Raw genomic sequence first — 24627 nt, 5'->3', positions numbered from 1 at the left:
GTGGCCAGGTGCACCATGACGTGCTGCATCACCGCAGTGAGGGTGCGTTGGCGCTTGTGGTAGCCGGACTGCTGGGGCAGATACGGGAAGATGCTGGTCAGATGCTTGTGGGCGTATCTGACGAAGCCTCGTTCCGAGGTGAAGCCGAGCAGGGCTTCCATGATCGCCAGGACGATCAGTTCCGCGTCGCTGATCTGGGGTGGGAATCCGGAGGGCGGCCGGACGGGCAGGAGATCGGGGTGGGTGTTGAGGTAGTCGTCGGTGGCGACGTACAGTGCTGTTGCGAGAGTGTTGAGATCGTTGTCCACAACTTCGATTCTTCAACACTCTCGCTTTGTCTTATGAGCAGCGACTCTCCCTGGAATCAATCATCTAGCCCTCGACAGGCGGCCCCGGGGCCAGAGGTCAGCCCTTCTTGATGGTGATCTGCCAGGAGGCCTCGCCCAGCTCACGGAAGTCGGTCACCTCGTGGCCGTCATCGACGGCCCACTGCGGAATGGTTTCGGTGCCCTGGGTGCAGTCAAAGTCGATGACCAGGTGTTCGCCAGCCTCGAGGTTCTTCATGACGTCCTTGGCCTCGATCAACGGGAAAGGGCAGACCGCACCCATCGAGTCGAGCGCATAGTAGCCGTCACCCAGATCCCGTGCCTTGTCCTGGGCCACGTTATTCTGCTTGAGCTTGATGCCCACCCCGACCGGCGCCACCGCCATACCGAAGGCGGCCGGGGCAGCGGCGTCCTGGGAGCGGGAATCTCCCGTGGGGAGAACGGAGTCCTCGGCGGAGACCACGTCGTGATCCACACTGTCACCGGTGGTGTAGGTGTCCGGAGCAGTGGTCTGCTTCGTGCCGGCGGGCTTGAGCCAGAACTTCGCCCCCACACCGACACCCAGCGCGATGAACAGCAGGGCCACCCAGCCCTGGAAGCTGAACAGACTGGTCTCGACCATGCCGTTGCCGACGGTGCAGCCGCCGGCCAGCGCGGCACCCACGCCCATCATGATTCCGCCCCAGACGGCACGGACTGCAGTCTTGCCCTCCGGCACGCGGATCCGGAACTCCCCCGTGGCCTTGGCCGCGATGAACGCCCCCACCAACAGTCCGAGGACCAGCATGACACCCCAGTCGATATAACCGGTATCGCCACTGACGCTGTAGTTCAGGACATTCGAGGTCGGGGTGGTGATGCCCAGGCCGGAGTTACGGCCGGCGGCAGCCGACAACGGCCAGGCGATGACACCGATCAGCCCGATCAGGGCACCGGCGGTATAGATGTGGAGGGGCTTCTTCCAGGTCGGCTGGTTCCCCAGCCGGGCGATCTTCGGCTTCTTGGCATCACGGGCCAGGAAGTGCCGCGCCAGGACAATCGTCAGCGCGGACAGTGCAATGGCAAACCACCACGGCGAGATCCCCAGGGCCTCCGGCACCGTGGTCAGGCCGGTGTCCCAGCTCTTCATCCAACCGTTGAACCCACTGAGCATGCCCGTCTTCATTGCCGCAGCGGAAACCGCGTACATGGCCAGGGCGACCCAGGAACCGACCAGACCTTCAGCTGAGCGGTACCAGGTGCCGGAGGCGCAGCCACCGGCCAGGATGATGCCCAATCCGAACAGGAAGCCGCCCACGATGACGGCGGCGGGTGCGAAAGTGCTGTAGTCAGGTGCGATGACACCGGTGGAGGTCAGTGCGGCGAGACCGACCGCATGGACGGAGATCACGATCAGCAGCGCGACGAAGGTCCGCCAGGAGCGTTGCATGAAGATGTCACGCAACATACCGGTCACGCAGAACCGGCCGCGCTGCATCACGATGCCGAGAACGGCGCCGACCGCTAGTCCGGTGAGAATCATAAGAGGACCTGCCTTAAAGACGTGGAGATTCAGGGGTCAATCTGTCAACGGCTTCAAACTGTAGCCGTTACAGACCACGTTGTCTAGAGTGAATGAACCGAGCGTTTTATCCGGGACGGTCGGCGGGGTCCAGACTCTGCCGGGCGCTGCGCTTCACTTCCACCCGGAACGGAACTCAGGTCCGTGATACGCCTTACCCTGTCCTGTCTCCTGACCTGAATCTCACGGCCCGACCCACCGGCGGGAAACTGGGGGTGACTTAAGATGGGGACCACCATCGCTGCCCCAGCAGGGCGGCGGCACCTGCGTTCACTGAGCCCGAACCGACCGGTCGAGCCCGACGTCAGGACCATGCGATCACCGGATCATCATCCAGACAAGGGAGAGCCTTCTTGAACGAACCACGGCCGGAGGAACCATCCGACGACGTCACCCGAGTACCGTCACCCGCCATCGAGCTGGACAACACCCCTGCTGAACCGGTCCCCGCCAGGCCGAACGCCTGGCAGCTGCTGACTGCGTTCCACAGTTCTGCGCCCCGGTGGCCGGGTGCGCTGCGTGCCGCTCTCTCCCTCACGCTCCCGGGACTGGTCGCCCTGTTGCTGGGCTTCGAGAACGAGATGATGTTGATCGCCGCCGGCGGTTTCACCGTCATCTACGGCGAAGGCCACCCCTACCGCGCCCGCTGGAAGGTGATGTTGACCGCCGGCATCATGATTGCCCTCGCCGCCACCGGTGGCGCCTTCGTGGGCGACTACATGTGGCAGGCCCTGGACGGGGGCGGCACCCACTGGTGGCTGCTGCTGTCCGCCGGCTACACCGCCGTTCTCGCAACGGCGGGTGCCTACGTGCAGAATGCCCTCCGACTCTCCCCTCCCGGTGGTTTCTTCATCGTCATGGTCGCCGGCGGCTCCACCATGGTCTCCCAGCTGGGGCTCTCCCCGATCGACGTCGGCCTCTGGGCCCTGGTCGGTGTGGCCTCCGCGCTCATCGTCGGGGTGTTCCCCGCCCTGTTCCGTCCCCGCCACCCGCAGGAGCAGGCGGTGGCCACGCTGGAGAGGGCCGTGGAGGAATTCGTCGCTGCCCCGAAACCGGCGATAGCGAAGAACCATCAGGCGGAAACCGCCCTGTCCGGTGCCTGGTCCGCCCTCTCTGACGCCCGGGCGATCCGCGGGGGCCACCTGGTCGACGAGAAACAGAAGGATCTGGTTGATCGCGCCAAGACCGCACAGAGCCGTCTGGTCCACGCCTCCAGCACTATCCCGGGGGACGCAGCTGCCGAGGCGCTGACGGACACCCCGAACTACGTCGACCTCTCCCGCACCGTGATTCCGCTGTCCCGGCCGACCGTGATGTTCCGGCTGTACCGTTCGCTACATCTCTACAGTCACGCCACCCTGACTGCGAGCAAGGTGGGACTGGCCACCATATTTGCCGGCGTGGTGGGCATCGCGCTCGGGTACGACCGCCCGGACTGGGCGGTCGTCTCCGCGCTGCTGATGCTGCAGTGGGGACCGGACCGCACGCCGGGCACGATCCGCGGCATCCACCGTGTCATCGGGTCCCTGATCGGTATCTGGTTGTTCGCCCTGTTCCACATCCTCGGGATCAACGGGCTGACCCTGTTGATCGCCTTGGCCATCTGCCAGTTCGGCGCCGAATTCTTTGTCACCCGGAACTACGCCTTCACGGTCATCTTCACCACGCCATTGGCGCTGTTGATGGGGGATTCCCTGACCAACCCACTCAATGAGGTCATCGTCGGCCGCACCGTGGAAGTGCTCGTCTCCATCGTCGGCGGCATGCTCGTCCTGTGGCTGTGGCAGCGTAATGCCGAACCGGTGCGCCACGAGCGTCAGGTACGCCGCGCCTTCACCGCCATGGGTGAGGCCATCGGTGCCTTACTGACCACGAAACCGACGTCTACCACGGTGCTCACTGAGCTACGGGACCTGCAGTACGAACTACTGGGCGAACGGCGTGCAGCCCAGACCCTCGCAAACAACAAGCCCGAGGTCGCCGAACAGCGGTGCGAGACGCACTTGGCCGTCCAACTGGCGGGATACAGCATCGTGGACTACGCCACCGCAAATTCCCACCGTGGCTTCACCGTGGAAGAAATCGCGGAGCTGGCCCGGCGGGTACGGACCGCCCAGGAATACGCCTAAAACAGGAGGTCCTGGACCTCCTCCTGGCGGACCGGACGCAATCCCCAGGCGTCCAGCCCCACGTCCACCTGTCCCTCTGCCACCTGCGGCACCGCAGAATGCAGGTGACCGTGCACGAGCAGCGGAACCTCCAGCCGCAACTCGTCGAAGCGCGAGGCCATGCCCTCATGATCCTGGCCCTGCCGCGGGAAATGGCTGAGCCAGACCTCTCGGCCCTGCCACCGCAGCTTCTGATAGGCCTGCACCGATTCAAAGACCTCCAGAAACACCCCCTGCCGTCGGAACGCCGACTTATGGAGAGGGTGACAGGAATCATGGTTGCCGGCGATCAGGTGCTTCTCGATCCCGGGCAGGTACTCGGCGAGCAGGTCCAGGGCGCGTTGTTCCACCGTCTTGTCACCGACGCTCAGATCCCCGAGCACCCACAGCCGGTCCCCGGGGCGCAGTGCCGCTGCCAGGTTCTCCAGCACGGTTTCATCGTGTCGGGCGGTCCCGGAAAATCCGCGGAGCCCAGCGACCAGCCGATGGCCGAGATGCAGGTCAGACGTGAACCAGACACTCACTGACCCGCGGCCGCCTGTTTCAGCGCCTGCAGAAACATGGGGATCGGCTGGGCGCCGGAGACCGCCAATCGACGGTCGAAAACGAAGAAGGGCACGCCCTGTACACCGATGCGGTGAGCGAGGTCGATGTCCTCCTGCACGGCGTCGTCGTATTCTTTCGAGGCGAGCACGCGATCCACCTCGACCCGGTCAAGGCCGACCTCAGCCGCGATGTCACGCAGCAGAGTATGATCGGCGATGTTCTTGCCCTCGGTGAAGAAGCCTCGTTTGAGGGTGTTGTCCCAGGCTGGACCGACGCCCTTCTCATGAGCCAGTTTGCCCACCCGGTGAGCATCCCGGGTGTTGGCGAGCACCGCGTCGCGCCAGTTGAAGTTCAGTCCGGCATTCTTGGCCCGTCCCTCCAACCCTTCGATGTTTTCGGCGGCGGCTTCTTGGCTGACCCGCTTCTTTTCCGCCAGCTGTTCCACCATGGTGCCCCGGGGTTCGGTGGGCGCATCCGGGTCCAGCTCAAAGCTGCGCCAGACGATCTCCACATCGTCCCGCCCCTCAAACTGCTCCAGGGCAAGTGCGAGATGCCGCTCCCCGATCGTGCAGAACGGGCAGACATAATCAGACCAGATATCAATTCTCATAGCTATCCTTTCAACGCCAACAAGCGGAGGTTGTTCCTCCAGCTTCCCACCGGTGGACCTCACGCGCAGGTCCCGCCTCAGGCAGCGGTACCTCCGCGGCCAACATCCGACCGAGGTAGGAATTGCAAAGTCCTTGGTCTCCCAGAATAATTGACCCTTTATCCGACAACCCTGAAGGAAGAATCATGCCAGATACATCTGGTCAGTCCTCCAGCAAGACCGACTCCCCCGAGAGTTCTGAGGAACCTGAAAATTCGCGGGCGTCCCTGTCCCCCAACCCCGGGGCAACCAGTCCCCGGCGCACCCCCACCGTCAAAGACCCCACGCCCTCGACCAGCTCGCAGTACCCCCACGACCTGCACCCCGGCCTGGTTCCGGGGATCGGGGTGGACGAGCAGCGCAACCGCTTTGGGGTGGACTGGGTCGTCTTCGCCGTTGCAGCGGTCCTGATTATCGCGTTCATCACCTGGGGCGTGAGCAACCCGGCCAGCGTGGGTGCGGTGTCTGCGACGGCCTTCGACTGGGCAATGACGAACGCCAGCTGGCTGCTGAACATCGTCATGATTCTCGGCCTGTTGGTCATGGTGATCATCGGATTCAGCCGATTCGGCCGGATCAGGCTGGGCAAGGACGACGAGTCCCCGCAATTCTCCCGGTTCTCCTGGATCGCCATGATGTTCGGCGCCGGCATCGGCGTGGGCATCTTCTTCTTCGGACCCTCTGAGCCGTTGGCATATTTCCTGTCACCACCGCCGAACACCGTGGCGGCCGGCACCCCGGCAGCCCTGCACCAGGCGGTGGCCCAGGCCAACTTCCACTGGGGTCTTGCGGCATGGGCTCTGTATGCGCTGGTCGGCGGAGCCATCGCGTACTCCACCTACCGACGGGGACGCGTCACCCTGATCAGTTCTGTCTTCCAGCCCCTGTTCGGCACCAAGCAGATCGACGGCCCCCTGGGCCGGGTCATCGACATCCTCGCGATCATCGCCACCCTCTTCGGCACGGCGGCCACCCTCGGGCTGTCCGCCACCCAGATCGGCACCGGCATAGAGATCGTCTCCGGGATCGGCCCCATGGGCAACAACATCCTGCTGATCATCATCGCGGTGCTGACCATCGCCGTCATCGTCAGTGCCGTCTCCGGCGTGGCGCGGGGCATCCGGTACCTGTCCAATATCAATGTCAGCCTGACACTGGCCCTGGTGGCCTTCGTGTTCCTGACCGGCCCCACGCTCTTCCTGCTCAACCTCATCCCCTCGGGCATCCTCGTCTACATCGATGAACTGCTGCCGATGATGAGCAAGTCGCTGTCCTGGGGCCAGGACACCGTGGACTTCCAGGCAGGCTGGACGGCCTTCTACTGGGCCTGGTGGATCGCCTGGACCCCGTTCGTGGGCATGTTCATCGCGCGCATCTCCCGCGGCCGCACCCTGCGGGAGTTCGCCCTGGCCACCCTCGCCGTGCCCACCATGATCATCATCCTGGCTTTCACCGTCTTCGGCGGCGCGGCCATCTGGCTGAACATGCAGGGTACTGCGGGCTTCGACGGTACCGCCACCTCCGAGAACGTCCTGTTCTCCCTCTTCGACAACCTGCCACTCAACCAGATCACGCCATTCATCCTGATCCTGGTGCTCGCGATCTTCTTCATCACCTCCGCGGACTCCGCTTCCGTGGTCATGGGCACCATGTCCTCCAAGGGCGATCCGGCCCCGAAGAAGTACCTGGTGGTGTTCTGGGCACTGTGCATGATGGGCATCGCCGTGGTCATGCTGCTGGCCGGTGGTGAGGACACCCTGTCCGCACTGCAGAACCTGACCATCTTGATCGCGCTTCCCTTCTCCGTGGTGCTGCTGCTGATGATCGTCGCCTTCCTGCGCGATCTGAGTACGGACCCCGCGGCGATCCGCCGGCAGTACGCCAAGACCGCCGTCGCCAATGCGGTCATCCGTGGCCTGGAGGAACACGGCGACGACTTCGAGCTGGCCGTCTCCCTGGCTGAGGAGGGCCGCGGTGCGGGCCATGACTTCGATTCGACGTCCGTGAAGGTCACCGAGTGGTACCAGCGCACGGACGAGGACGGCAACAAGGTCGACTATGACTACGAGTCCGGCGAGTGGGCCGACGGCTGGACTCCGGGGCCGGACGATGCCCCCGATGCCCCCGATACCGACGGTACCGACGGTGCGGGGAAACCCGGCTCCTGAGTGAGGCGGCGTCCCGCCATCCCCAGCTCCCCCTTCCGAAACTCGGACGGGGGAGCTTTTCGTACGTCATCACACTGCCAAAACCGCCTCGATCCTTTACAGGGAGCTGAAAATCATTAGAATGTGACTTAGGTTACTGTTTCAGCTCAACTGGCAAGGAGCTCCGCCACCTAGATCCCGCGAGGGGGATGATCGCGATGACCACCGCCATCTTCAACAGTGTTCAGGCCAGAATCGAAGAGGAGCCTGATCCGGTGCGTCGGGCCCGTATCGGGCAGTTCATCCTGGAGGTCATCCGGCACATGCCGCAATTGACCGTCTCCCAGGCGGCCAGCACAGCGCTGCAGATCATCGACGTCGTCAACCTCCACCGCTATGAGGGCTTCGGGGCCATCACCCAGATGGTGCAGAACATCCAGCTCCGTCCGGCGATGGAGTGGCACGCCTTCGGCTACGGGGCGAAACCTGAAGCCACGGAGATCGTGCTCGACGTGCCCACGGAGAACCCCGGCACCCCACCGGTTCCCCCGAAGCACGAGGTCTACTACCTGGTTGAGGACACCGTGCGAACCAACCGCGGAACCGACAGACCCAACCCGCCGATCCACCTGCCGAGTTACCGCGACACCACCACCGCGTGGCGGAAGCGCCTGGGATACGCCACCCAGCCGAACCTGTCCTACATGGAGTTCGGGGCCGGACGTCCCATCCGCCGCATCGAAATGCTGGGAAACCTCTGGAAGATCGGCGCGGTAGCGACCTGGGAGCGGGACTGGGAGGGCGAGACCTCCTGGTGCCTCATCGAGCATCCGCCGGAAACCGGGGACGTCCCCTTCCCCATGATGAGTGAGCTGGACTGCTGGTATCACCTGCGCATCCACCATGAGATCGGGCGTGACGGTTTCGCGGAGATCGCCCGGTGCCTGGGTGAGATCTTCACCGGTTACGTGCAGCGGCTATGGGAGGACGAGCCGGAACGTAAGGCCGGTGAGTTGCGTGGTCCGGAGTCGGAGGCAGCGGGGTATATCGCCCTGGAACGGTTGTGGGTACCCATGCGCGGCCGCCGCACCTCCTGGTACCGGGATTACACGGCCGGAGAGCCCGCACCGGCGGAATTCCGGTGGGACGCCGTGATTGCCGCCGCCGAGCAGATCGAGGATCTGCTGCGCGGGGACACGGAGCCCGTCACCGCCGCCTGAGCCGGGCCGGGCCAGCGGGTCGGGTATCCTCAGCAGGCATGCGAGACGCGCCCCAGACCGAACTGAACCTTGTCCTGATTGACAATCACGACAGTTTCACCGGGATTCTCGCCCACCTGATACATGCGGCCACGGGAACTCTCCCGCGGATCCTCCCGAACGATGATCCGGAGCTGAGTCTCTCGTTGCTCAGTACCCAGGACGCGGTGATCATCTCCCCCGGCCCCGGCAGCCCCCATGACCCGGAGGATCTGGGAGCGTCGGCGCTGGCGCTTTCACAGCGCGACGTCCCGGTGCTCGGTATCTGTCTGGGTATGCAGGCCATCGCCGTATCCGCAGGGGGCAGGGTGGAACGCGCACCGTTTCCGGTCCACGGCCGCACCAGCACCATCGAGGGCTTTGCCGGTCTGGAAGGTCCCTTCCAGGTCACCCGCTACCACTCCCTCGCCGTCGACCCGGCCAGTCTCCCGGAAAACGTGACCGTCACCTCCCTCGCCGAGGACGGAACGATCATGGCGCTCCGGCGGAATGACGCCCCGCACTACGGCATCCAGTTCCATCCGGAGTCAGCGGGCACACGCGGTGGGGCGGAGATCCTGCGGGCCCTGTTCGCCGAACTCGGGGTTCCGCTGCCTGTCCGGACCCACTGGCACTCGGAAGAGCTTGTCGACGCCCCACCCCTCGCGGCCCTGGCTGCCGCGTTGGACGGGCAGGCGAAAGCGGTCGCCTGGCTGGACAGTTCCGATGCGGAGCACCCCACGGGGCAACGCTCCCTTCTGGCCCTCGACATGGGGCTGGGCCAGTCCGGCATGGTCCCGCCCGCCGCCGTTTACGAGCATGCCCGCCATCTTCCCGGAGTAACGGTCTCCGGCACCGGGGACTACCGACCGGGCCTGTTCTACGTCCTGAACTACGAGGCCGACCGCGCTCTACTGGTGGTTCCGGACGTGGTCATCGTCGCGGATGCAACCGGTACCTGGCTCTACCACCGGGATGGAGTGGAGCTCCCCGAATTCGCTGACCGGCTGCCCGCGGCTGTTCCGCAGCCGAAAGTGGTGACCACCCCGGCCGCCGATCATTCACGGGAACAGTATCTGGCGGCGGTGCGCGCCTGCCAGGAGTACATCGGGGCGGGTGAATCCTATGAGCTCTGCCTGACCACCACCGTCCGCACCAGACTGGCCGATGTCCCGGATCCGCTGCAGCTCTATCTACGGTTACGGGACCAGGCCCCGGCTCCGATGGCGGCGTTCTGGCGGATTGGCGATACCGCGCTGCTATCCGCCTCCCCGGAACGGTTCATGCGGGTGGACGAGCACAGGCTGGTGCACGCGAGTCCGATCAAGGGCACCAGCAGCCGGGGCACCACTCCAGCCACTGACCGTGCCAATGCCCTGGCCCTGCGCAATTCCGCGAAGGACCGGGCGGAAAACCAGATGATCGTGGATCTGATGCGGCACGATATCGCCGCCTGGTGCGAGCCGGGCTCGGTGACGGTCCCGGAACTCTGCCGGGTGCACACCTTCGCCACCGGTCATCAGATGATCAGCACCGTCAGCGGTCGACTGCGGCGGGAGGCCGCGGCCCACGAGGTTATCGTGGCGGCCCACCCACCGGGATCCATGACCGGGGCGCCGAAGAAGCGGACGGTGCAACTGCTGCAGACACTCGAACCCAACCCCCGGGGCTGGTATTCCGGGATCGGGGGACACATCACCGCGGACGGCACCGCGGATTTCTCGGTACTGATCCGCACGGTTGAGCTGTCCGGTGACACACTGACCTACGGGGCCGGCGGCGCGGTGACCGCCCTGAGCGATCCGGATGCGGAGGCGGATGAGGTTCAGGTCAAATTGCTGCCTCTGCGCCGTCTGCTGGGCTACGAAGACAATGACGATGATTGGCTGGAAGGATGGACATGACACCACTATTGGCCGCGGATTCCTTTACTGTCCGTGATGGTCGCGTGCGGGGACTGAGCCTGCATGTGCAGCGTTTCCTCGCTGCCTGCCGGGCCCAGGGGTACCCGGTGGAGGCAGGAGAGGTCTACCGGCTCCTGGCTACCGCTGCGGGTAGGCCGCGGCTCGAGTTGAGTGCCGGCGGCGTCACGCTCCGCAACCGGCCTCCTCGCCCGGAGTCGGAGACTGCCACTCTTTCGGCGGCACCCGTGACTGACCCCCGGCGGACACCAGCCATCAAGGGGCCCGATATCCCAGTGCTGCAGCAGCTGCTGGCCGAGGTGGACGAGGACGAACGGTTGCTGCTCGATGAGGCAGGCGATGTGGTGGAGTGCTGCTTTGCCACCCCGATACTCTTCACGCCCGGTTCGATCATGGATGACATCCCCTGGCGTGCGGAATTTCCCCAGCATCCCGACCAACTGGACAGCGTAACCTCACGCCTGGTGCGCCGTGCCCTGCTGTGGCTGGGGGTGACGGTTCTGGAGACGGAACCGGTGGCACCTGACAAGCTGTTGTCCGGCCGGGCCTGGCTCCTCAATTCGACCCACGTCCGTCGGGTGAGCAACCCCGTCAGTGAGCCCTGGCCCCTGGAGCTGGTGTGGCTGCAGGAGGAGGTCACCACGTGGTTGGACCGCCATGCGGAGGAACTGCCCCGGCCCACCGGCTAATTCATCTTCCTTCCCTGATATTCGCTTAATCTGCGTCACACCGATGACAGGGACATGACATCGCCCGCCCCGGCACCCCGTGAACAGCACTTTTAGGCCCGGATCAGCCTCTTCCACCGGGAACATCTTTGACGTGTCAGCAACACTGGCTAAGCTGCCAATTAGTTTTCCTTGGTTGTTCTCTGAGTATTAAGGTCGTGTGCCCATGTCCCGGACCCCGTGGCGGATCGCTCTTTCTGGTGTTGTCGTCTCTTCTCTGTTCCTCGCCAGCCCCGCAGCGGCCGCCGCACCGGCTGACGCCGAAGAGGACTCCAGCCTGCTGGGTTCCAGCAACTCGGTGCTCCAGGACCTGGTCACCGGTTCCTCCCAGTTCCAGGGTTCCACCGGTTCCTCCATCGATGCGGCACTGAGCTCGATGAGCCTGCTCGGCTCCTCCGAGATGAGTTTCGAGGGCCCCCTGCTGTCCAGTGAGGACGGCTATCCCCTAGAAACCGACCCCACCATCACCGAGCCCGAGGTCATCAAGATCGTCGAGGACACCCGCGCTGACCGTCTCGAGCGCTGGTATGTCGCCTCGCCGTCGATGAAGCGGGTTGTCGAGGTCCAGGTCATGCGCCCCGCAGATCCGACCGCGGCCGCCCCCATGCTCTATCTGTTGGACGGCATCGGCGGCAACAAGAACTCCTCCGGTTGGATCAACGACAAGGAGGCGCCCCGCGTCTTCGAGGACGAGGACGTCACCGTGGTCATGCCGCTGGGAGCCGCCGCCTCAATGTACTCAGACTGGCAGGAAGAGGACCCGGCGCTCGGCACGATCAAGTGGGAGACCTTCATCACCGAGGAGCTGGCCCCTCTGCTCGAGCAGGAGGAGAGCTTGAACTTCAACGGCAAGCGGGCGATCGGCGGGCTCTCGATGGGCGCAGCCGGTGCCGTGCACCTGGCCAACTCGAACCCGGACTTCTTTGACGGCGTGATCGGAATCTCCGGCTGCTACTCCACCCTGGACCAGTTGGGGCGGACCACCGTCCAGCTGATCGTGGGCTCCCGCGGCGGCGACGTGACCAACATGTGGGGAGATTTCGGTTCCGGCACCTGGCAGGAGCACGACGTCACCCGGGACCCGTCGGGACTGCTGAACATGCCCGTCTACCTCTCTGCCGCCACTGGCGCGATCGGCGAGGCCGATGAGGGCATTTACGCCGACGAGCCCTTCTACAACATGGTCGCCGGCGTGGTGCTGGAACGCGGCTCGATGGAGTGCACGCAGAACCTCGAGAACTCACTGGAGACTGCCGGAGCCGAGGATCTGACCGTGAACTACGCGGATACCGGTGGCCACAACTGGTCCAACTACAACGCTCAGCTGCAGCCCGGCTGGAACGCCATCAGGGACGCACTGTACTGAGGGGCCCTGCGGGCCTGTAATACTCCCCGGCCCGAAGCCTATTAATAGTTGACCAGTCGTGCACACTGGATGAGTTTCTCCCCCTATGGAAGGTTTCCGGCCCCGCATGCCCCGCACCATCTCTGCTTCTCCAGCCACCCGCTTTCCCCGCATCGCCGTCACCACGGTGGCAGTGCTGGGGCTTATGGCCACGCCACAGCTGGCGGCGCAGGAGAGCGGAGGCGAAACAGCTGGTTCGGCGTTGTCCTCCGGATCCTCGGATGCCCAGCTGTCTGCGGAGCTGTTGTCGGGCTCCTCGGACAACACGTCCTCCACCAACGGCTCCTCCCTCCGCGGGTTGATGAGCTCGCTGTCGATTCTGGGGTCTTCCGAGCTTCCCCTGTCCGGCAACATGGTGGTCACGGATGACGCCTACCCGCTACAGCTCGACGAGTCGATCAGTACCCCGGCCATCGTGTCCAAGGAGTCGGAGGGCGGTCGCCTGGAGCGCTGGACGATCGCTTCGCCCGCCATGGCCCGCAATGTCGAGGTCCAGATCATGCTGCCCGCGGATCCGGCGACACCTGCTCCCCTGCTCTACCTGCTGGACGGGGTGGACGCCCACCGCGACTCCGAATGGCTCAGTGGCGGCCGGGCCGGAACTTTCTTCGCGGATGAAAACGTCACCCTGGTCATGCCGACCCAGGCGCGCGCCTCCATGTACTCCGATTGGGAGTCCGACGATCCCGCCCTGGGCCGTCACCGGTGGGAGACCTTCCTCGCCGAGGAACTGCCGCCCCTCCTGCAGAGTGATCCGGCGCTCAACCACAACGGCAAGTCCGGCATCGGTGGGCTATCGATGGGCGCCAGCGGAGCGGTGCACCTGGCCAACAGCAATCCGGAGCTTTTCGACGCCGTGTTCGGTCTGTCCGGCTGCTACTCCACGATGGACCCGGTGGGCCGTTACACGGCCCAGCTGACCGTCGAGTCCCGCGGTGGTGAGGTGGACAACCTCTGGGGCCCCTTCGGTTCCGAGGCCTGGCACGAGCACGACGTCGTCGCCGACCCCTCCGGACTCGAGGAGATGGCCGTCTACCTCTCCAGTGCCAACGGCGAATACCAGCTCAACCCGGACGCCGACTACTCCGACGCCAACCCGCAGACGATGCTGACCTCCATCGTGCTGGAGCAGGGCGCGCAGGTGTGCACCCAGAACCTGCAGGCGGCGATGGAGGAGGCCGGCATGAGCCATCAGGTGGTTGAATACACCGGTGCCGGGGTCCACAACTGGGCCAATTTCGCCCCGCAACTGCCCGCCGCCTGGGAGACCATCCGCGAGGCGCTGTACTGATCCCGCCGGGTCAGACCAGTTCCATGATCCCCCGGACCAGAACGCTCAGTGCGCCCGCTGCGGCGAGGAGATTGGCCAGCCGGCGCGCCCAGATGTTCGACACGTGCCGGTTGACCGCGTCGCCGATCCAGGCACCCGCGAAGATCGCGATGATCGCGATGAGCCACAGCCACCCGGGCACCGCCCCGAAATCCAGCCCGCCGATGAACACCACCTTCAGCAGGAAGGACAAGGTGTTGGCCACCAGGAGCACCGGATGCAGGGTGGCGATGAAGTCCCGGTGGTTCCATCCGGTCAGTCGGGCGTAGACCGTCAGCGCCGGGCCGGCGATGCCCGCGATGGTGCTCATGAAGCCGCCGACCAGTCCCGCGAGCACCATCGGCAGCTTCGCTTCCGAGCTCAGTCGGGCCTGATCGGGCTGGAAGGACGCGACCGCCAGTGCCAGCAGCACCAGGACGCCGATCATGATCAGCAGCCACGGCCCCGAGAAGAAGTGCACCACCAGCAGCGCCGGCAGCGAGCCGATGAGCAGGCCACCGGCGAGCAGCCGGAACCGCCCCCAGTCGGTCTTCCTGCGCACCGCCCAGGCGTTGTTGGCGGCATTGATGATGGACAGACCGTTGACCATCGTGATGCCGGCGACGGGGCCGACCATGAAGGTCAGGACGGGGCCGCCCACCAGCCCGAGACCCAGGCCGGAAATCCGTTGGAAGACCGAGCCGACCAGAACGGCGACGAGCAGTACTGCTGCGATTGTTAGCACAGCAGCTCAGCCTATTCCCTCCGGAAGTTCACCGCTGCACCGGTACCGGTGCAGTACCTACTCTCCGTGCAGGGGTGCTCCGGTGTTCGTCCAGACGGGTGCCGAGTCACCGCGCAGCAGATCCTCCAGCTGTGTGGCCGCGCCGAGCACCAGATCCCACCGGAATCCTTCCGGCAGCGGTTCCTCCGATTTCGCGTGGGCCTGGTACCACTCGGTGCTCGAGCGCCGGCGCGGGGCTCCGAGCCGGCCGCAGACGATATAGCTGGCTGCCTCGATCTCGACCATGCGCAACGGCCCTTGCTGCGGGATCACGTAGGGGTTGTGCCAGACCTGGGGGGAATACCCGGACAGGATCGAGGCCACGCACAGACAGATCTCGGCGAAACCGTCGCGGCCCAGCCGGGAACTGATGTCCAGGTGATACCAGGCGTCCCGGCGGTCCAGGTGCGGGCCCTTGGGGTGGGAGGTCACTCCGGCCGGGTTGACGCGCTGCCGGCTGGTTGCGTTCCCCAGCTCCGAACTCCAGGTCGCCACCGCCCCGATCTTCCACAGGTTGCCCAGCATCGCCAGAATGTGCCGGGGGAATTCCCCGTGGAAGGACGCGTACACGTTCGCACTGTCCGGGTCCATGACCCGGCGGCGTTCCCAGGAATGGGCGGAGTCGACGGCGGTGGTGCCCCGGGCGGTGTGCAGCGGCTCCCGCCGGGTGACCGGAGTGTGCCCCTTGGCGTCGATCATCTCGCGGAGGATGTAATAGGGTTCCGGCTCATTCTCCCGGAGTACGGGCCCCTCCCGGGGGGTGTCCAAGATGATGGGGGTGGCGGTGGTCATCGGCCGGTAACCCATCATCTGCCATTCGCTGGCCGGATGCACCGGCAGTCGCCACGCGTGCTGGATGACCTGGGTGAGGTTGTCGCAGCGGTCCATGTCGATCAGGTCAAAGACCTGGAGGGCCACGCGCACCGCCTGTCCCACGTTCAGGGTGGGCATGCCGCGCACCGCCTCAATGAGGAACTGTTCCAGGCGGGTGCGCCGCAGGGGGTGCTCCTCCAGATCCAGGCGGCGGTCGATCTCGGCGAACAACATGGCTTCTCCTCACTGGCCGGGTAGCGGCTCGGCCGGTGTGTGTCAGTGACGGTCCTACCTTCATCCACATTTTTTAGGCCACCCTAACACGGGCGATCACTTCGTGACGTCCCGCACGTCAGGCGCGGGCGGGGCGCCGTGACAGGGCTATGTCGCCCCATCATAGACACTTCTATGACCGAAATCACAGATGATCGTCCCCTCAGGCCACGCGCGAGCGCGGCTGGTCGTCCCGTTCCGTAGATCAGCTACCCTCGTTGCTTAAATTCCGGGGCGGAACACCGCTCCCCCACACTCCAGCCGAGAAGGACGCCGACCACCGTGAAGCTCAAGCTGCTGTCCGCCGTTACCCTGACCACCACCGCCCTGCTGGGCCTCGCCGCCTGCGGCAACCAGGGACAGGACGCCACGCCGAACGCCACCCCGGAAACCAGTACCACACCGGCGACGCCTGCGGAGCCGGCGGCGGTGGCGCTCGGCGGCGAGGACGCCCCTGCCGGGTACACCTTCAGTGACATCGGCGCTTTCCTGGAGAACCAGGCCGTGGCCGATGAGAACGCCGGGGGAACCTTCGACGAGCTCTACCGCGTGGCAGAAGGCACCAGCACCACCCCGGAACACTGTGGCGTTCTTCTCCCCACAGCCGTGGACACCCTACTCACCCTGCACGAACATCCCACCGATGCCGCGGCGGTGGACTACGTCTCCGAAGACAACGCCACCATCATCACCGTCATGGCCACCACCGCCGGGTCGGGGCTGGACGACGTGGTGGATCCGGCCGAATGCGGGCAGTTCACCCGTACCTCGCAGGTAGGCGATTCCAGCCGGTCCGTGATCTACGAGAGTGTTCCGCGCGAGGCCATGATCGAAGGTGCGGATGACGTCACCGCGACGCGGCTGACCACGGTGGGAGTCAGCCTGGATGGCGAAGCGACGGTTACCCCCGATGTCGAGGAATCAGAGCTCTCCCTGTCCGGGACCACCGATGGCATCCGGTTCCGGATCCACGCCTCTGGCCCCGCTGAGGAACAAGTGATCGATGACCTCGCCCGGCTCCAGGTGGACAAGATCCGTAACCGCTGAGGAGCGGTCCCCCCGGGCCGGTTGCGCCACCCCGCCTCCCCTACCTACTGACCGATAGGCTAAATTTCTCCTTCATGGGTTCGCCCCAGGAAAACCGTGAGAATCAGACAGGCAGGGAAATGGCAGACCGTGCACCACGTTCAGCCGACACCGTGTCCGCACGCGTGCCGGATTCGACGTCACCGGAGCAGGATGAGGCGGGAGGCGAGAACCTCAAACGGGGGTTGAGCAACCGGCACATCCAGCTCATCGCCATCGGCGGGGCGATCGGCACCGGATTGTTCATGGGTTCCGGCAAGACCATCTCCGTGGCCGGTCCCTCGGTACTGTTGGTCTACGCCGTTATCGGCTTCATGCTCTTCTTCGTCATGCGGGCGATGGGCGAGCTGCTGCTGGCGAATCTGAACTACAAGTCACTTCGCGACGCCGTCTCCGACATTCTCGGCCCCACCGCCGGGTTCGTCTGCGGCTGGACGTACTGGTTCTGCTGGATCGTCACCGGCATGGCCGATATCGTCGCGATCACCGGTTATGTCCAGTATTGGTGGCCGGGCATCCCGCTCTTCCTCCCAGGGGCCGTCACCATCCTGGTGATGCTCGGGTTGAACCTCGTGGCGGTCCGTCTCTTCGGTGAGCTGGAGTTCTGGTTCTCGATCATCAAGATCGTGGCCATCGTCGCTCTCATCTTCACCGGGCTGGCCATGGTCTTCGCCCATTTCGAATCTCCTGACGGTTCCGTCGCCCAGTTCTCGAATCTGATCGAACACGGCGGTTTCTTCCCCAACGGGATCACCGGTTTCCTCGCCGGCTTCCAGATCGCGATCTTCGCCTTCGTCGGGGTGGAACTTGCCGGTACCGCTGCCGCGGAAACAGCTGACCCGGAGAAGAACCTGCCCCGCGCCATCAACGCCATCCCCCTGCGCGTCGTGCTCTTTTATGTCCTGGCCCTGGCCGTGATCATGATGGTCACCCCGTGGGATCGGGTGCCGGCGGACAACTCCCCCTTCGTGCAGATGTTCGCCCTGGCCGGCCTGCCGGCCGCTGCGGGCGTCATCAACTTCGTGGTCCTCACTGCGGCAGCGTCATCGGCCAACAGCGGGATCTTCTCCACCTCCCGGATGATCTACGGGCTGGCACTGGAAGGGGCGGCACCGACGCGCTGGGCCAGGCTGTCCCGGACCCAGGTTCCGGCGCGTGGGCTGGGCTTCTCCGTGATCTGCCTGATTCCCAGTCTCGTCGTGCTCTACGCGGGTTCCAGCGTCATGGAGGCCTTCACGCTCATCACCACGGTGTCCTCGGTGCTGTTCATGGTCGTGTGGAGCTTCATCCTGGTCAGTTACCTCGTGTTCCGCCGTAACTCGCCGGAGCTGCACGCCATCTCCAGGTTCAAGGTTCCCGGCGGCCGCGTCATGTGCTGGGTGGTGCTCGCCTTCTTCGCTTTCATGATCGTGGTGTTGACGATGGAGAATGACACCCGCTCGGCGTTGATCGCCACTCCGGTCTGGTTCGTGGTCCTGGGGATCGGCTGGTGGCTGACCGGCGGAGCGAAAGGAGCTGCGAAGCGCTCGCAGCTTCCGGCCGGCACGCCCTAGGACAGCGTCCGACTCCCCCTCCCCGACTACCGCAGCTGCAGCGGGTAGGAACCCGGTCCGAACTGCGGGGTGTCCAGGTTCAGACCCTGCCACCTCTCAGCCAGCTCCCGCGCCCATTCCAGTCCGAGGGAGGGGTCCTTTCGCGCCGCCCGCTCCGGTCCCCGGGTCAGGATCTCGCGGAGCTGCGCGTACCCATCCGGGCCACCGACGCCTTCCGGCGGGCAGGCCCCCGTGGCCTCCACGACATGAGCCCCGGCGGTTCGCCGCACGACCTTCCGCGCATCGACCACCATCTCCCAGCCGTCGCCGTAATCGTATTCCAGGGTCACCCGCGCTCCGCCGGGAACAAGTACCTGCCCCAGTTCCACGCTGTCGCCCCAGAAAAAGTTGGTGAATGGCTCCACATGGGACAAGTGTGGGTAGATCCCGATCCGATGTCCGGCGTCGATGGTGCCCGGCTGGTTCAGTGAGAGGTGATGGAGGTGGTTGAGCTTCCACCCGAACAACAGCAGCATCAGCTGCATACCGGTCTGCGCATCCAAGGCCACCGGCAGCTGCATCACGCGGGCGACGGGGACGTCCACACCGCTGAGAGTGATCGCGAATTCCATGTGGTGGACCTCACCGCTGAAGTCCCGTTCTGCCTGGGTAGCCCGCCGACCAGGCAGAAGCGCGGGATCCAGTTCCTCCGGTGACCCGAAACCGAAGACCGATGCCGGTGGTTCCTCCGGAAAGGCGTCCCCGTCGCCGTTGAGCCCGGGGAAGGACCATTCCTCCCGGTCGCGGGCATCGGCTGCCGCCAGGAGTTGCTGCATGCTCAGAACCAGCCCCTGCTCCGTCTTCGCCCGTCCGCGGGCTGACTCCGGTATGCCCGGGAGTCGTTCCGCCTTGGCCCGGACGAAGGCCGCCACCTTTGGCTCGTCCACGTAATTGTCGTGTCTCACATCATCGGGGGCGAGGGTGGGCGAGAACCGGGCGTTCTCGGCGGGGCGGAGAATATGCTCCGGCCACGGATAGTTGACCCGCCCACCGTCCCCGGTGATCTTCCCCGTCAGGATGTCGATGATCAGGAATTCACCCGCGTCGATCAGGTAGCTGCTGTCCGGTCCGAGTCTGCGCTCCACATGGAAGTCCGGGTCGAGGACGAGCCGCTGTCCATCCGGGCGTGTCAACGGTGTGTTCAGCAGGGTCGCCAGCGCATCGGCGAGCAGCGGAACCTCATCAGAGTTGCTCAGCATGTCCGGGTCCTCCCCCGGACCGTAAGCTGACTCGAACAAGGACGTGTAGATTTCACTCTCCCGGACCAGTCGGCGGGTGTCCGCCACTGCTATCCGGCCGTTCTTCAGCAGCTTCATGGAACCGTGCCGCACCAGGTAATCGATCAGACCCAACCGTGGCCCCGGCAGCTCAGAAGTGGTGACATAGGTCTCCAGTAGCCCGAACCAGGGAAAAGCCACCTTGTTGGCGGACATCCGGAAGTACACGTGCACCAGGCCCGGCGCGTCCAGGGGACGGGTCTCCGCCAGGTGCTCCCCTGCTCCGTCGCGTAGGAGAGCAGAACGCAACGGCGGTGGGATCGGCTGCCCCGCCCGGGCCTGCTGGAACGCCTGGAACACCGGCGGAGAGACGTCCAGGGTGAGCAGCGGAGCCGCCGGGTCGACCGGCATGAACGGGCTGTGGGTGGGGCCTGCAGCTATGGGGCGCGGCGGAGCGACGGCGATCCGGAAGGCCCAGCCGCTGCCGGGGCGGAAGTCGATCCAGAGGTCGGCGGCCAGGTTCGTCGCCGCCTCCACCACCTCCGAAAAGTGCCGGTCCGTCACATCCCACAGTCCGTCGTGGTCAAAGTGGTGGATGGCACGTCCGGCGTAGCGTGGCGCGCCGCCCCGTCGGCGCAGTTCGAGCAGGGTCGTGGGAGAGGGAGCAAGACCGAGGCCGACGGCCATCAGGTCAATCACCTGGACCGCCGGCAGGGTGGTGTCCACCAGGAATTCCCGGACGATCGGTTCCGCGGCGGCCCGGCACTCCAGCGTCAGCAGTACCCGGTCCCGGAGGTGCCGACGGGCGGAGAGATCGATCACCGAATCAGTCACGTCCTCACGGTACCGCTCTCCTGTGGGGCTTGCCGACGTCTCCCTGGTGCGTTACACCCCCAGGTACTCCCCGAGGCCGGCCAGGATCGCCCGCACGCCGGTGCTGAGCGTCGGTTCAGGAACGGGCAGGAAGTGCGGGGAATGGTTGCCGGCCGGTGCCGGATCTTTCGGGTCGGCTCCGCCGAACATCCAGAACACGTAGGGCACGCCGATGCTGTCACCCAGCCACCCGAAGTCCTCCGAGCCCATCTTCGGTGGGGTCACCGCGACGTTCTCCGCCCCCAGCTCCCCGATCAGGGCCTGTCGGACCCGCTCGGTGTGGGAGGGGTCGTTGTACATGCGGGGGAAGGTGTACAGCTCCTCGATCAGTGGTTCCGGTGCCCCCGCCACCACGGCCTCGCCCTTGACGATCCGCTCCACTGCCGCCAGCACCTGATGCCGCACCTCTCCGGTCAGGGTGCGGATGTTGAGGGTGAACTCCGCCCGGTCCGGGATGATGTTCTCCTTCAGGCCCGCGTTGAAGGTTCCGCAGGTCACCACCGCCGGGTCCAATGGGGACAATTCCCGCGACGCGATCGTCTGGAGTCGGGTCAGCATGTGCGCGCCGAGCACGATCGGGTCGACGGAGTCCTGGGGCTGCGAGCCATGGGCCTGGCGACCGTAGATGGTCACCCGCAGCGAATCCGCCAGGGCCATCGCGTTTTCCGGGGTCAGTCGCACGGTTCCCGCCGGGAACGGAAAGACGTGCTGGCCGAAGATCACCTCGGGCTGCGGTGCCCGGTCCCACAGTCCGTCGTCGACCATGGCGCGCGCCCCGGCAGCGGTCTCCTCCCCGGGCTGGAAGATCCAGACGATGGTGCCCGACCACTCCGCCTCGCGTTCCCGCATCAGCCGCGCCGCGCCCAGTGCCGCGGCCACATGGGTGTCGTGCCCGCAGCCGTGCATGACGGGCACCTCCCGGCCGTCGGGCAGCGTGCCGGTCGCCTGAGAGGCGTACTCCGCTCCCGTATCCTCCTGGATGGGCAAGCCGTCGGTGTCGGCACGGAAAGCGACGACGGGGCCGTCGCCGTTGCGGTCGATGCCGACGACCCCGGTTCCGCCGCACCGGAAGTGTTCGAGCCCGATCTCGGTGAGCTCGGCCTCGATGAAGGTGGCGGTCTCATGCTCCTGCATCGACAGCTCCGGGTGGGCGTGCAGGTGCAGGTATGTCGCGAGCAGGTTCTCGGAGAGTGCGGGCGAGACGGTGGTGGTGATCATGGTGGGTCCTTTCTGGTGGGGTGGGTGTCAGGAGTGGGCGGGTTCGCGGTCCGGGGCGGGCTCCGCCTCGTCGGGAACTGCGGGTCGGTTCCCGCGGGCACGCACCAGCCAGTTGACGAGGATCGAGGCGATGACCACGACCGCGGTGGCGAACATGCCGAGCGCAGGGAACAGCGGCACCACGAGGAACTGCACGCCGACCGCCAGAGCGAGGGCGACGGCGGTGGCGCGCACGTTGCGCATGGACACCACGGCCTGCACGAGAACCGCCCCCATCAGCGCAGGCATGATGTACAGGCGGGCGATTTCGACGACGTCCTGCGGAATGACGCTGACCAGCCAGGTCCCCAGGCCGCCGACGAAGATGAGCAGGCTGGTCAGGTGGACGGTGGCCGCGCCCCCGATCGCCATGACGGCGGCGAGATCACCGCGCTTCGTTCCTGGCTTCGCCCCGATGGCGGACTGGGCGACGATGGCGGCGGGCAGGAGCTTGTTGGAGATGTTGCCGATCATGAAGGCCTGGTACATCGCCGCGGATCCCAGGATCGGAAAGTAGGTCAGCGGTTCTACGAGCCAGAGCACGCCGAAGGTGGCGGCCACGGCCAGGAAGGCGAGCCACACCATGCCCGCGGTGATCTCCAGGCCGCTGAAAAAGACGAGGTAGATGGGCCCGGCGAGTGAGAAGAGCAGACCGGCGAGCATGGTCAGGGAGCCGTAGCGGCTGGTCTGGGATTCAAAGCGTGCCATCGCGGCGTCGGCACGCGTGGAGTCGGTGATGGTGGTCGGGGTCTGGGACATGATGGCCATGGGAGGTCCTCTCCGGGGATCAGACTGCGGTGTGCAGGAAGTAGGCGACGGCAAGTGAGACGAGGATGGCGATGCCGAGCGCCCATTCCCGCAGCCAGGTGACGTGCAGGATCTTCGACAGGAACAGGCACAGCGCCATCACGCCCGCGGAGACGAAGATCAGGCTGGCGTGGACACCCGACTTGGGTAGTTCGGCGATGGTGAGCGCGGAGAAGGCGCCGAGGAGGGCGGCGGTGGGGATCAGGGCCATAGCCACGGGGTTGCGGCTGGCCAGGGTCTTCCCGCCACGCTTGAGGATCGGGGTGAGGATCAGGGTGCACAGCATCCACATTCCGCCGGACAGGGTCATCGCCATGAACGCGACGGCGAAGACCTGCTGGGTGTAGGAGTCCCCACCCAGTTCCGCCCCCATCGTGGCCGCCGACAGGCTGGCTGAGCCGGTCTCCGCCTGGACCGAACCGATCAGCCCGATGCGCACCAGCACCGCCGGCGTGCCGAAGAGCGCGAGCAGCGCTACCGCGACCAGCACGACGGCCAGCGAGGGGCCGACCGAAGCAACGGCCCCGGCGCGGAAGGCCTCCTTGAGTTCCCGCGCCGGCATCTCCACGCCGTCCGCGGCCGTGCGGGCGGCCCGGACGTAAAGGATGGTCTGGATGAATATGACCCCGAAGACCCCCAGCGCACAGAGCCACAGAACCGGGGAGTTGGCTAACGACAGAATGTCGGTCGAGGCCGGATCTCCTGCGGCGAGCAGGATCGGATCAGGCATGATGCCTCCTTGGAGGGGTTGGCTGGAACCAGCAGATGTGCAATGACGCTCGACAACCAACTCTGTGTGATGTCCATCTCTTTCAGCAAGGTGTCGGAGGAACAGCCAGAAATTTGACGTATTTCACCGAAACAGGCTGGGAGCAGGGGCATAATCGTGGTATTCAGCCAATTCCAACTGCTGAGACAGCGGAATCGGCACAGCAGTCTGCGATGAGGAGAACCCCCGTGCCCACGAACAGCCCCCTGGATCCACTGGAACGCCGCATCATCGGCGCTCTGCAGGTGGATGGTCGTGCGCCCTGGCGCAGGATCGCCCGTGCGCTCGACGAACCGGAGCGCACCGTCGCCCGACACGGGGCGTCACTGCTGGCGCAGGGACACGTGACGGTGGCGGGCATCGAGAACCGGGCCAGTGCCCTGGTGGCCGCCTTCTCCTGCACGCCCGGGGCCTCCCGCCTGACCTGTGAATCCCTGGCGCAACGGCCGGACACCGCCTACAGCTACCTGACCACCGGACCCGCCGACGTGGTGTCGGAGGTGCACTATAACGGCGATCCCACTGACATTTTGACCACGCAGCTCCCGGCCGCCCCCGGGGTGGCACGGCTGTCCACCCACCCGGTGCTCAAGTACTTCAAGACAATCCGTGGCTGGCGCGCGGGTGTGCTCACCGCCGCCGAGGAGCAGACGCTGACCGGCCCTTACGGCCCGGACCGGGCACAGTGGGAATACCGGGACGATCTCACCGACACCGACCGGGTCCTGATCCAGGCCCTCAAGAAGGACGGCCGTGCAAGCTTCGAGTCCCTGGCGCGCCTGGTGGGCCTGAGCGAAAACTCCGTTTCCCGGCGGTTGGACTGGTTGCAACGCAACACCCGGATGACCATCCGCACCCTGGTGGAGCCCGGCCTGATGGGGTTGCCGGTTGAGGCACAGCTCTGGGTGCAGGCGGCCCCGCAGCTGGTCGATCAGATTGGCACCCATCTGGCCACGCTCACCGAGGTCCGCTATGCCGCCGCCATCGCCGGGGAGTACCAGCTCCTGGTCGATGTGACCCTGCCCGACCAGAAGTCGCTGTACCGCTTCCTCTCGGACTCGCTGTGGCACGGCACCGCCACCCGGGTGAGCACCGCCCTGGTGGTCAAGGCCCGCAAACGCGGTGGCCGGTTATTCGAGATCTCGGTCTAGCTCCCG

The 24627-nt window shown here is 65.6% G+C and carries 19 protein-coding genes and 1 pseudogene; 10 read left to right on the top strand and 10 right to left on the bottom strand.

Annotation, left to right across the window (positions count from 1 at the left end; genetic code table 11):
* Both ACQCVD_RS06240 and ACQCVD_RS06235 read right to left on the bottom strand, forming a co-directional pair.
* Positions 1-308, bottom strand: a pseudogene (locus tag ACQCVD_RS06240) (IS982 family transposase); the annotation flags it as partial.
* A 97-nt stretch (positions 309-405) separates the two neighbouring features.
* On the bottom strand, positions 406-1848 hold the full coding sequence (locus tag ACQCVD_RS06235) for a YeeE/YedE thiosulfate transporter family protein (protein ID WP_426822852.1): 1443 nt from the start codon (positions 1846-1848) through the stop codon (positions 406-408).
* 392 nt (positions 1849-2240) lie between these two features.
* On the opposite strand from ACQCVD_RS06235, the gene ACQCVD_RS06230 reads away from it, so the two are divergent.
* The gene (locus ACQCVD_RS06230) at positions 2241-4016 is read left to right on the top strand and encodes an FUSC family protein (protein WP_426822851.1); all 1776 of its coding nucleotides are present in this window, start codon (positions 2241-2243) and stop codon (positions 4014-4016) included.
* Here ACQCVD_RS06230 and ACQCVD_RS06225 read toward each other — a convergent pair.
* Positions 4013-4579: a metallophosphoesterase gene (locus ACQCVD_RS06225; RefSeq protein ID WP_426822850.1), complete on the bottom strand. Its 567-nt coding sequence runs from the start codon at positions 4577-4579 to the stop codon at positions 4013-4015. The genes ACQCVD_RS06230 and ACQCVD_RS06225 overlap by 4 nt on opposite strands.
* Complete coding sequence (locus ACQCVD_RS06220) at positions 4576-5274, bottom strand: DsbA family oxidoreductase (RefSeq protein ID WP_426822849.1); 699 nt, start codon at positions 5272-5274, stop codon at positions 4576-4578. Before ACQCVD_RS06220 ends, ACQCVD_RS06225 begins: the two co-directional genes overlap by 4 nt.
* Before the next feature lie 122 nt (positions 5275-5396).
* On the opposite strand from ACQCVD_RS06220, the gene ACQCVD_RS06215 reads away from it, so the two are divergent.
* The 6 genes from ACQCVD_RS06215 to ACQCVD_RS06190 all read left to right on the top strand — a co-directional run bounded on the left by ACQCVD_RS06215 (position 5397) and on the right by ACQCVD_RS06190 (position 13981).
* Positions 5397-7418: a BCCT family transporter gene (locus ACQCVD_RS06215; RefSeq protein WP_426822848.1), complete on the top strand. Its 2022-nt coding sequence runs from the start codon at positions 5397-5399 to the stop codon at positions 7416-7418.
* A 197-nt stretch (positions 7419-7615) separates the two neighbouring features.
* Complete coding sequence (locus ACQCVD_RS06210) at positions 7616-8617, top strand: hypothetical protein (RefSeq protein ID WP_426822847.1); 1002 nt, start codon at positions 7616-7618, stop codon at positions 8615-8617.
* A gap of 38 nt (positions 8618-8655) precedes the next feature.
* On the top strand, positions 8656-10539 hold the full coding sequence (locus ACQCVD_RS06205; RefSeq protein WP_426822846.1) for a chorismate-binding protein: 1884 nt from the start codon (positions 8656-8658) through the stop codon (positions 10537-10539).
* On the top strand, positions 10536-11246 hold the full coding sequence (locus ACQCVD_RS06200) for an aminotransferase class IV (RefSeq protein ID WP_426822845.1): 711 nt from the start codon (positions 10536-10538) through the stop codon (positions 11244-11246). Before ACQCVD_RS06205 ends, ACQCVD_RS06200 begins: the two co-directional genes overlap by 4 nt.
* Before the next feature lie 205 nt (positions 11247-11451).
* Entirely contained in the window at positions 11452-12651 is a 1200-nt protein-coding gene (locus ACQCVD_RS06195) for an alpha/beta hydrolase (RefSeq protein WP_426822844.1), read from the top strand.
* Positions 12652-12757: 106 nt separating this feature from the next.
* The gene (locus tag ACQCVD_RS06190) at positions 12758-13981 is read left to right on the top strand and encodes an alpha/beta hydrolase (RefSeq protein ID WP_426822843.1); all 1224 of its coding nucleotides are present in this window, start codon (positions 12758-12760) and stop codon (positions 13979-13981) included.
* A gap of 10 nt (positions 13982-13991) precedes the next feature.
* On the opposite strand, the gene ACQCVD_RS06185 is transcribed toward ACQCVD_RS06190, so the two are convergent.
* Both ACQCVD_RS06185 and ACQCVD_RS06180 read right to left on the bottom strand, forming a co-directional pair.
* Positions 13992-14744 carry a TSUP family transporter gene (locus ACQCVD_RS06185; RefSeq protein ID WP_426822842.1) on the bottom strand — a complete coding sequence of 251 codons (753 nt, stop codon included), beginning with the start codon at positions 14742-14744 and terminating at the stop codon, positions 13992-13994.
* 57 nt (positions 14745-14801) lie between these two features.
* Complete coding sequence (locus tag ACQCVD_RS06180) at positions 14802-15830, bottom strand: hypothetical protein (RefSeq protein WP_426822841.1); 1029 nt, start codon at positions 15828-15830, stop codon at positions 14802-14804.
* A 321-nt stretch (positions 15831-16151) separates the two neighbouring features.
* Between ACQCVD_RS06180 and ACQCVD_RS06175 the strand changes: the two genes are divergently transcribed.
* Positions 16152-16916, top strand: coding sequence for a hypothetical protein (locus tag ACQCVD_RS06175; protein ID WP_426822840.1), 765 nt, complete (start codon positions 16152-16154; stop codon positions 16914-16916).
* A 119-nt stretch (positions 16917-17035) separates the two neighbouring features.
* Complete coding sequence (gene cycA / locus ACQCVD_RS06170) at positions 17036-18508, top strand: D-serine/D-alanine/glycine transporter (protein WP_426822839.1); 1473 nt, start codon at positions 17036-17038, stop codon at positions 18506-18508.
* Positions 18509-18534: 26 nt separating this feature from the next.
* On the opposite strand, the gene ACQCVD_RS06165 is transcribed toward cycA, so the two are convergent.
* The 4 genes from ACQCVD_RS06165 to ACQCVD_RS06150 are packed head-to-tail and all read right to left on the bottom strand — an operon-like array spanning position 18535 to position 23431.
* Positions 18535-20598: an IS1096 element passenger TnpR family protein gene (locus tag ACQCVD_RS06165; RefSeq protein ID WP_426822838.1), complete on the bottom strand. Its 2064-nt coding sequence runs from the start codon at positions 20596-20598 to the stop codon at positions 18535-18537.
* Between the two features lie 51 nt (positions 20599-20649).
* Positions 20650-21855, bottom strand: a complete 1206-nt coding sequence (locus ACQCVD_RS06160) for an amidohydrolase (RefSeq protein WP_426822837.1) — start codon at positions 21853-21855, stop codon at positions 20650-20652.
* 27 nt (positions 21856-21882) lie between these two features.
* Positions 21883-22662 (bottom strand): hypothetical protein, encoded by a 780-nt coding sequence (locus ACQCVD_RS06155; RefSeq protein WP_426822836.1) that lies wholly within the window; start codon positions 22660-22662, stop codon positions 21883-21885.
* Between the two features lie 19 nt (positions 22663-22681).
* Complete coding sequence (locus ACQCVD_RS06150; RefSeq protein WP_426822835.1) at positions 22682-23431, bottom strand: DUF5058 family protein; 750 nt, start codon at positions 23429-23431, stop codon at positions 22682-22684.
* Positions 23432-23658: 227 nt separating this feature from the next.
* Between ACQCVD_RS06150 and ACQCVD_RS06145 the strand changes: the two genes are divergently transcribed.
* Positions 23659-24621, top strand: a complete 963-nt coding sequence (locus ACQCVD_RS06145; protein WP_426822834.1) for an Lrp/AsnC family transcriptional regulator — start codon at positions 23659-23661, stop codon at positions 24619-24621.
* Positions 24622-24627: the final 6 nt, after the last annotated feature.

It is taken from the genome of Corynebacterium halotolerans (assembly GCF_050107895.1).
GTDB lineage: Bacteria > Actinomycetota > Actinomycetes > Mycobacteriales > Mycobacteriaceae > Corynebacterium > Corynebacterium halotolerans_B.
Note: the sequence above shows the minus strand (reverse complement) of the source record. Positions and strands in the feature narration are given on the sequence as shown.

What these genes read in the sequence shown, in the direction of transcription:
- ACQCVD_RS06235 (WP_426822852.1), bottom strand. Translation starts at nt 1,848, where the DNA reads ATGATTCTCACCGGACTAGCGGTCGGCGCCGTTCTCGGCATCGTGATG.
- ACQCVD_RS06215 (WP_426822848.1), top strand. Translation starts at nt 5,397, where the DNA reads ATGCCAGATACATCTGGTCAGTCCTCCAGCAAGACCGACTCCCCCGAG.
- ACQCVD_RS06210 (WP_426822847.1), top strand. Translation starts at nt 7,616, where the DNA reads ATGACCACCGCCATCTTCAACAGTGTTCAGGCCAGAATCGAAGAGGAG.
- ACQCVD_RS06205 (WP_426822846.1), top strand. Translation starts at nt 8,656, where the DNA reads ATGCGAGACGCGCCCCAGACCGAACTGAACCTTGTCCTGATTGACAAT.
- ACQCVD_RS06200 (WP_426822845.1), top strand. Translation starts at nt 10,536, where the DNA reads ATGACACCACTATTGGCCGCGGATTCCTTTACTGTCCGTGATGGTCGC.
- ACQCVD_RS06195 (WP_426822844.1), top strand. Translation starts at nt 11,452, where the DNA reads ATGTCCCGGACCCCGTGGCGGATCGCTCTTTCTGGTGTTGTCGTCTCT.
- ACQCVD_RS06190 (WP_426822843.1), top strand. Translation starts at nt 12,758, where the DNA reads ATGCCCCGCACCATCTCTGCTTCTCCAGCCACCCGCTTTCCCCGCATC.
- ACQCVD_RS06180 (WP_426822841.1), bottom strand. Translation starts at nt 15,830, where the DNA reads ATGTTGTTCGCCGAGATCGACCGCCGCCTGGATCTGGAGGAGCACCCC.
- cycA (WP_426822839.1), top strand. Translation starts at nt 17,036, where the DNA reads ATGGCAGACCGTGCACCACGTTCAGCCGACACCGTGTCCGCACGCGTG.
- ACQCVD_RS06160 (WP_426822837.1), bottom strand. Translation starts at nt 21,855, where the DNA reads ATGATCACCACCACCGTCTCGCCCGCACTCTCCGAGAACCTGCTCGCG.
- ACQCVD_RS06155 (WP_426822836.1), bottom strand. Translation starts at nt 22,662, where the DNA reads ATGGCCATCATGTCCCAGACCCCGACCACCATCACCGACTCCACGCGT.
- ACQCVD_RS06150 (WP_426822835.1), bottom strand. Translation starts at nt 23,431, where the DNA reads ATGCCTGATCCGATCCTGCTCGCCGCAGGAGATCCGGCCTCGACCGAC.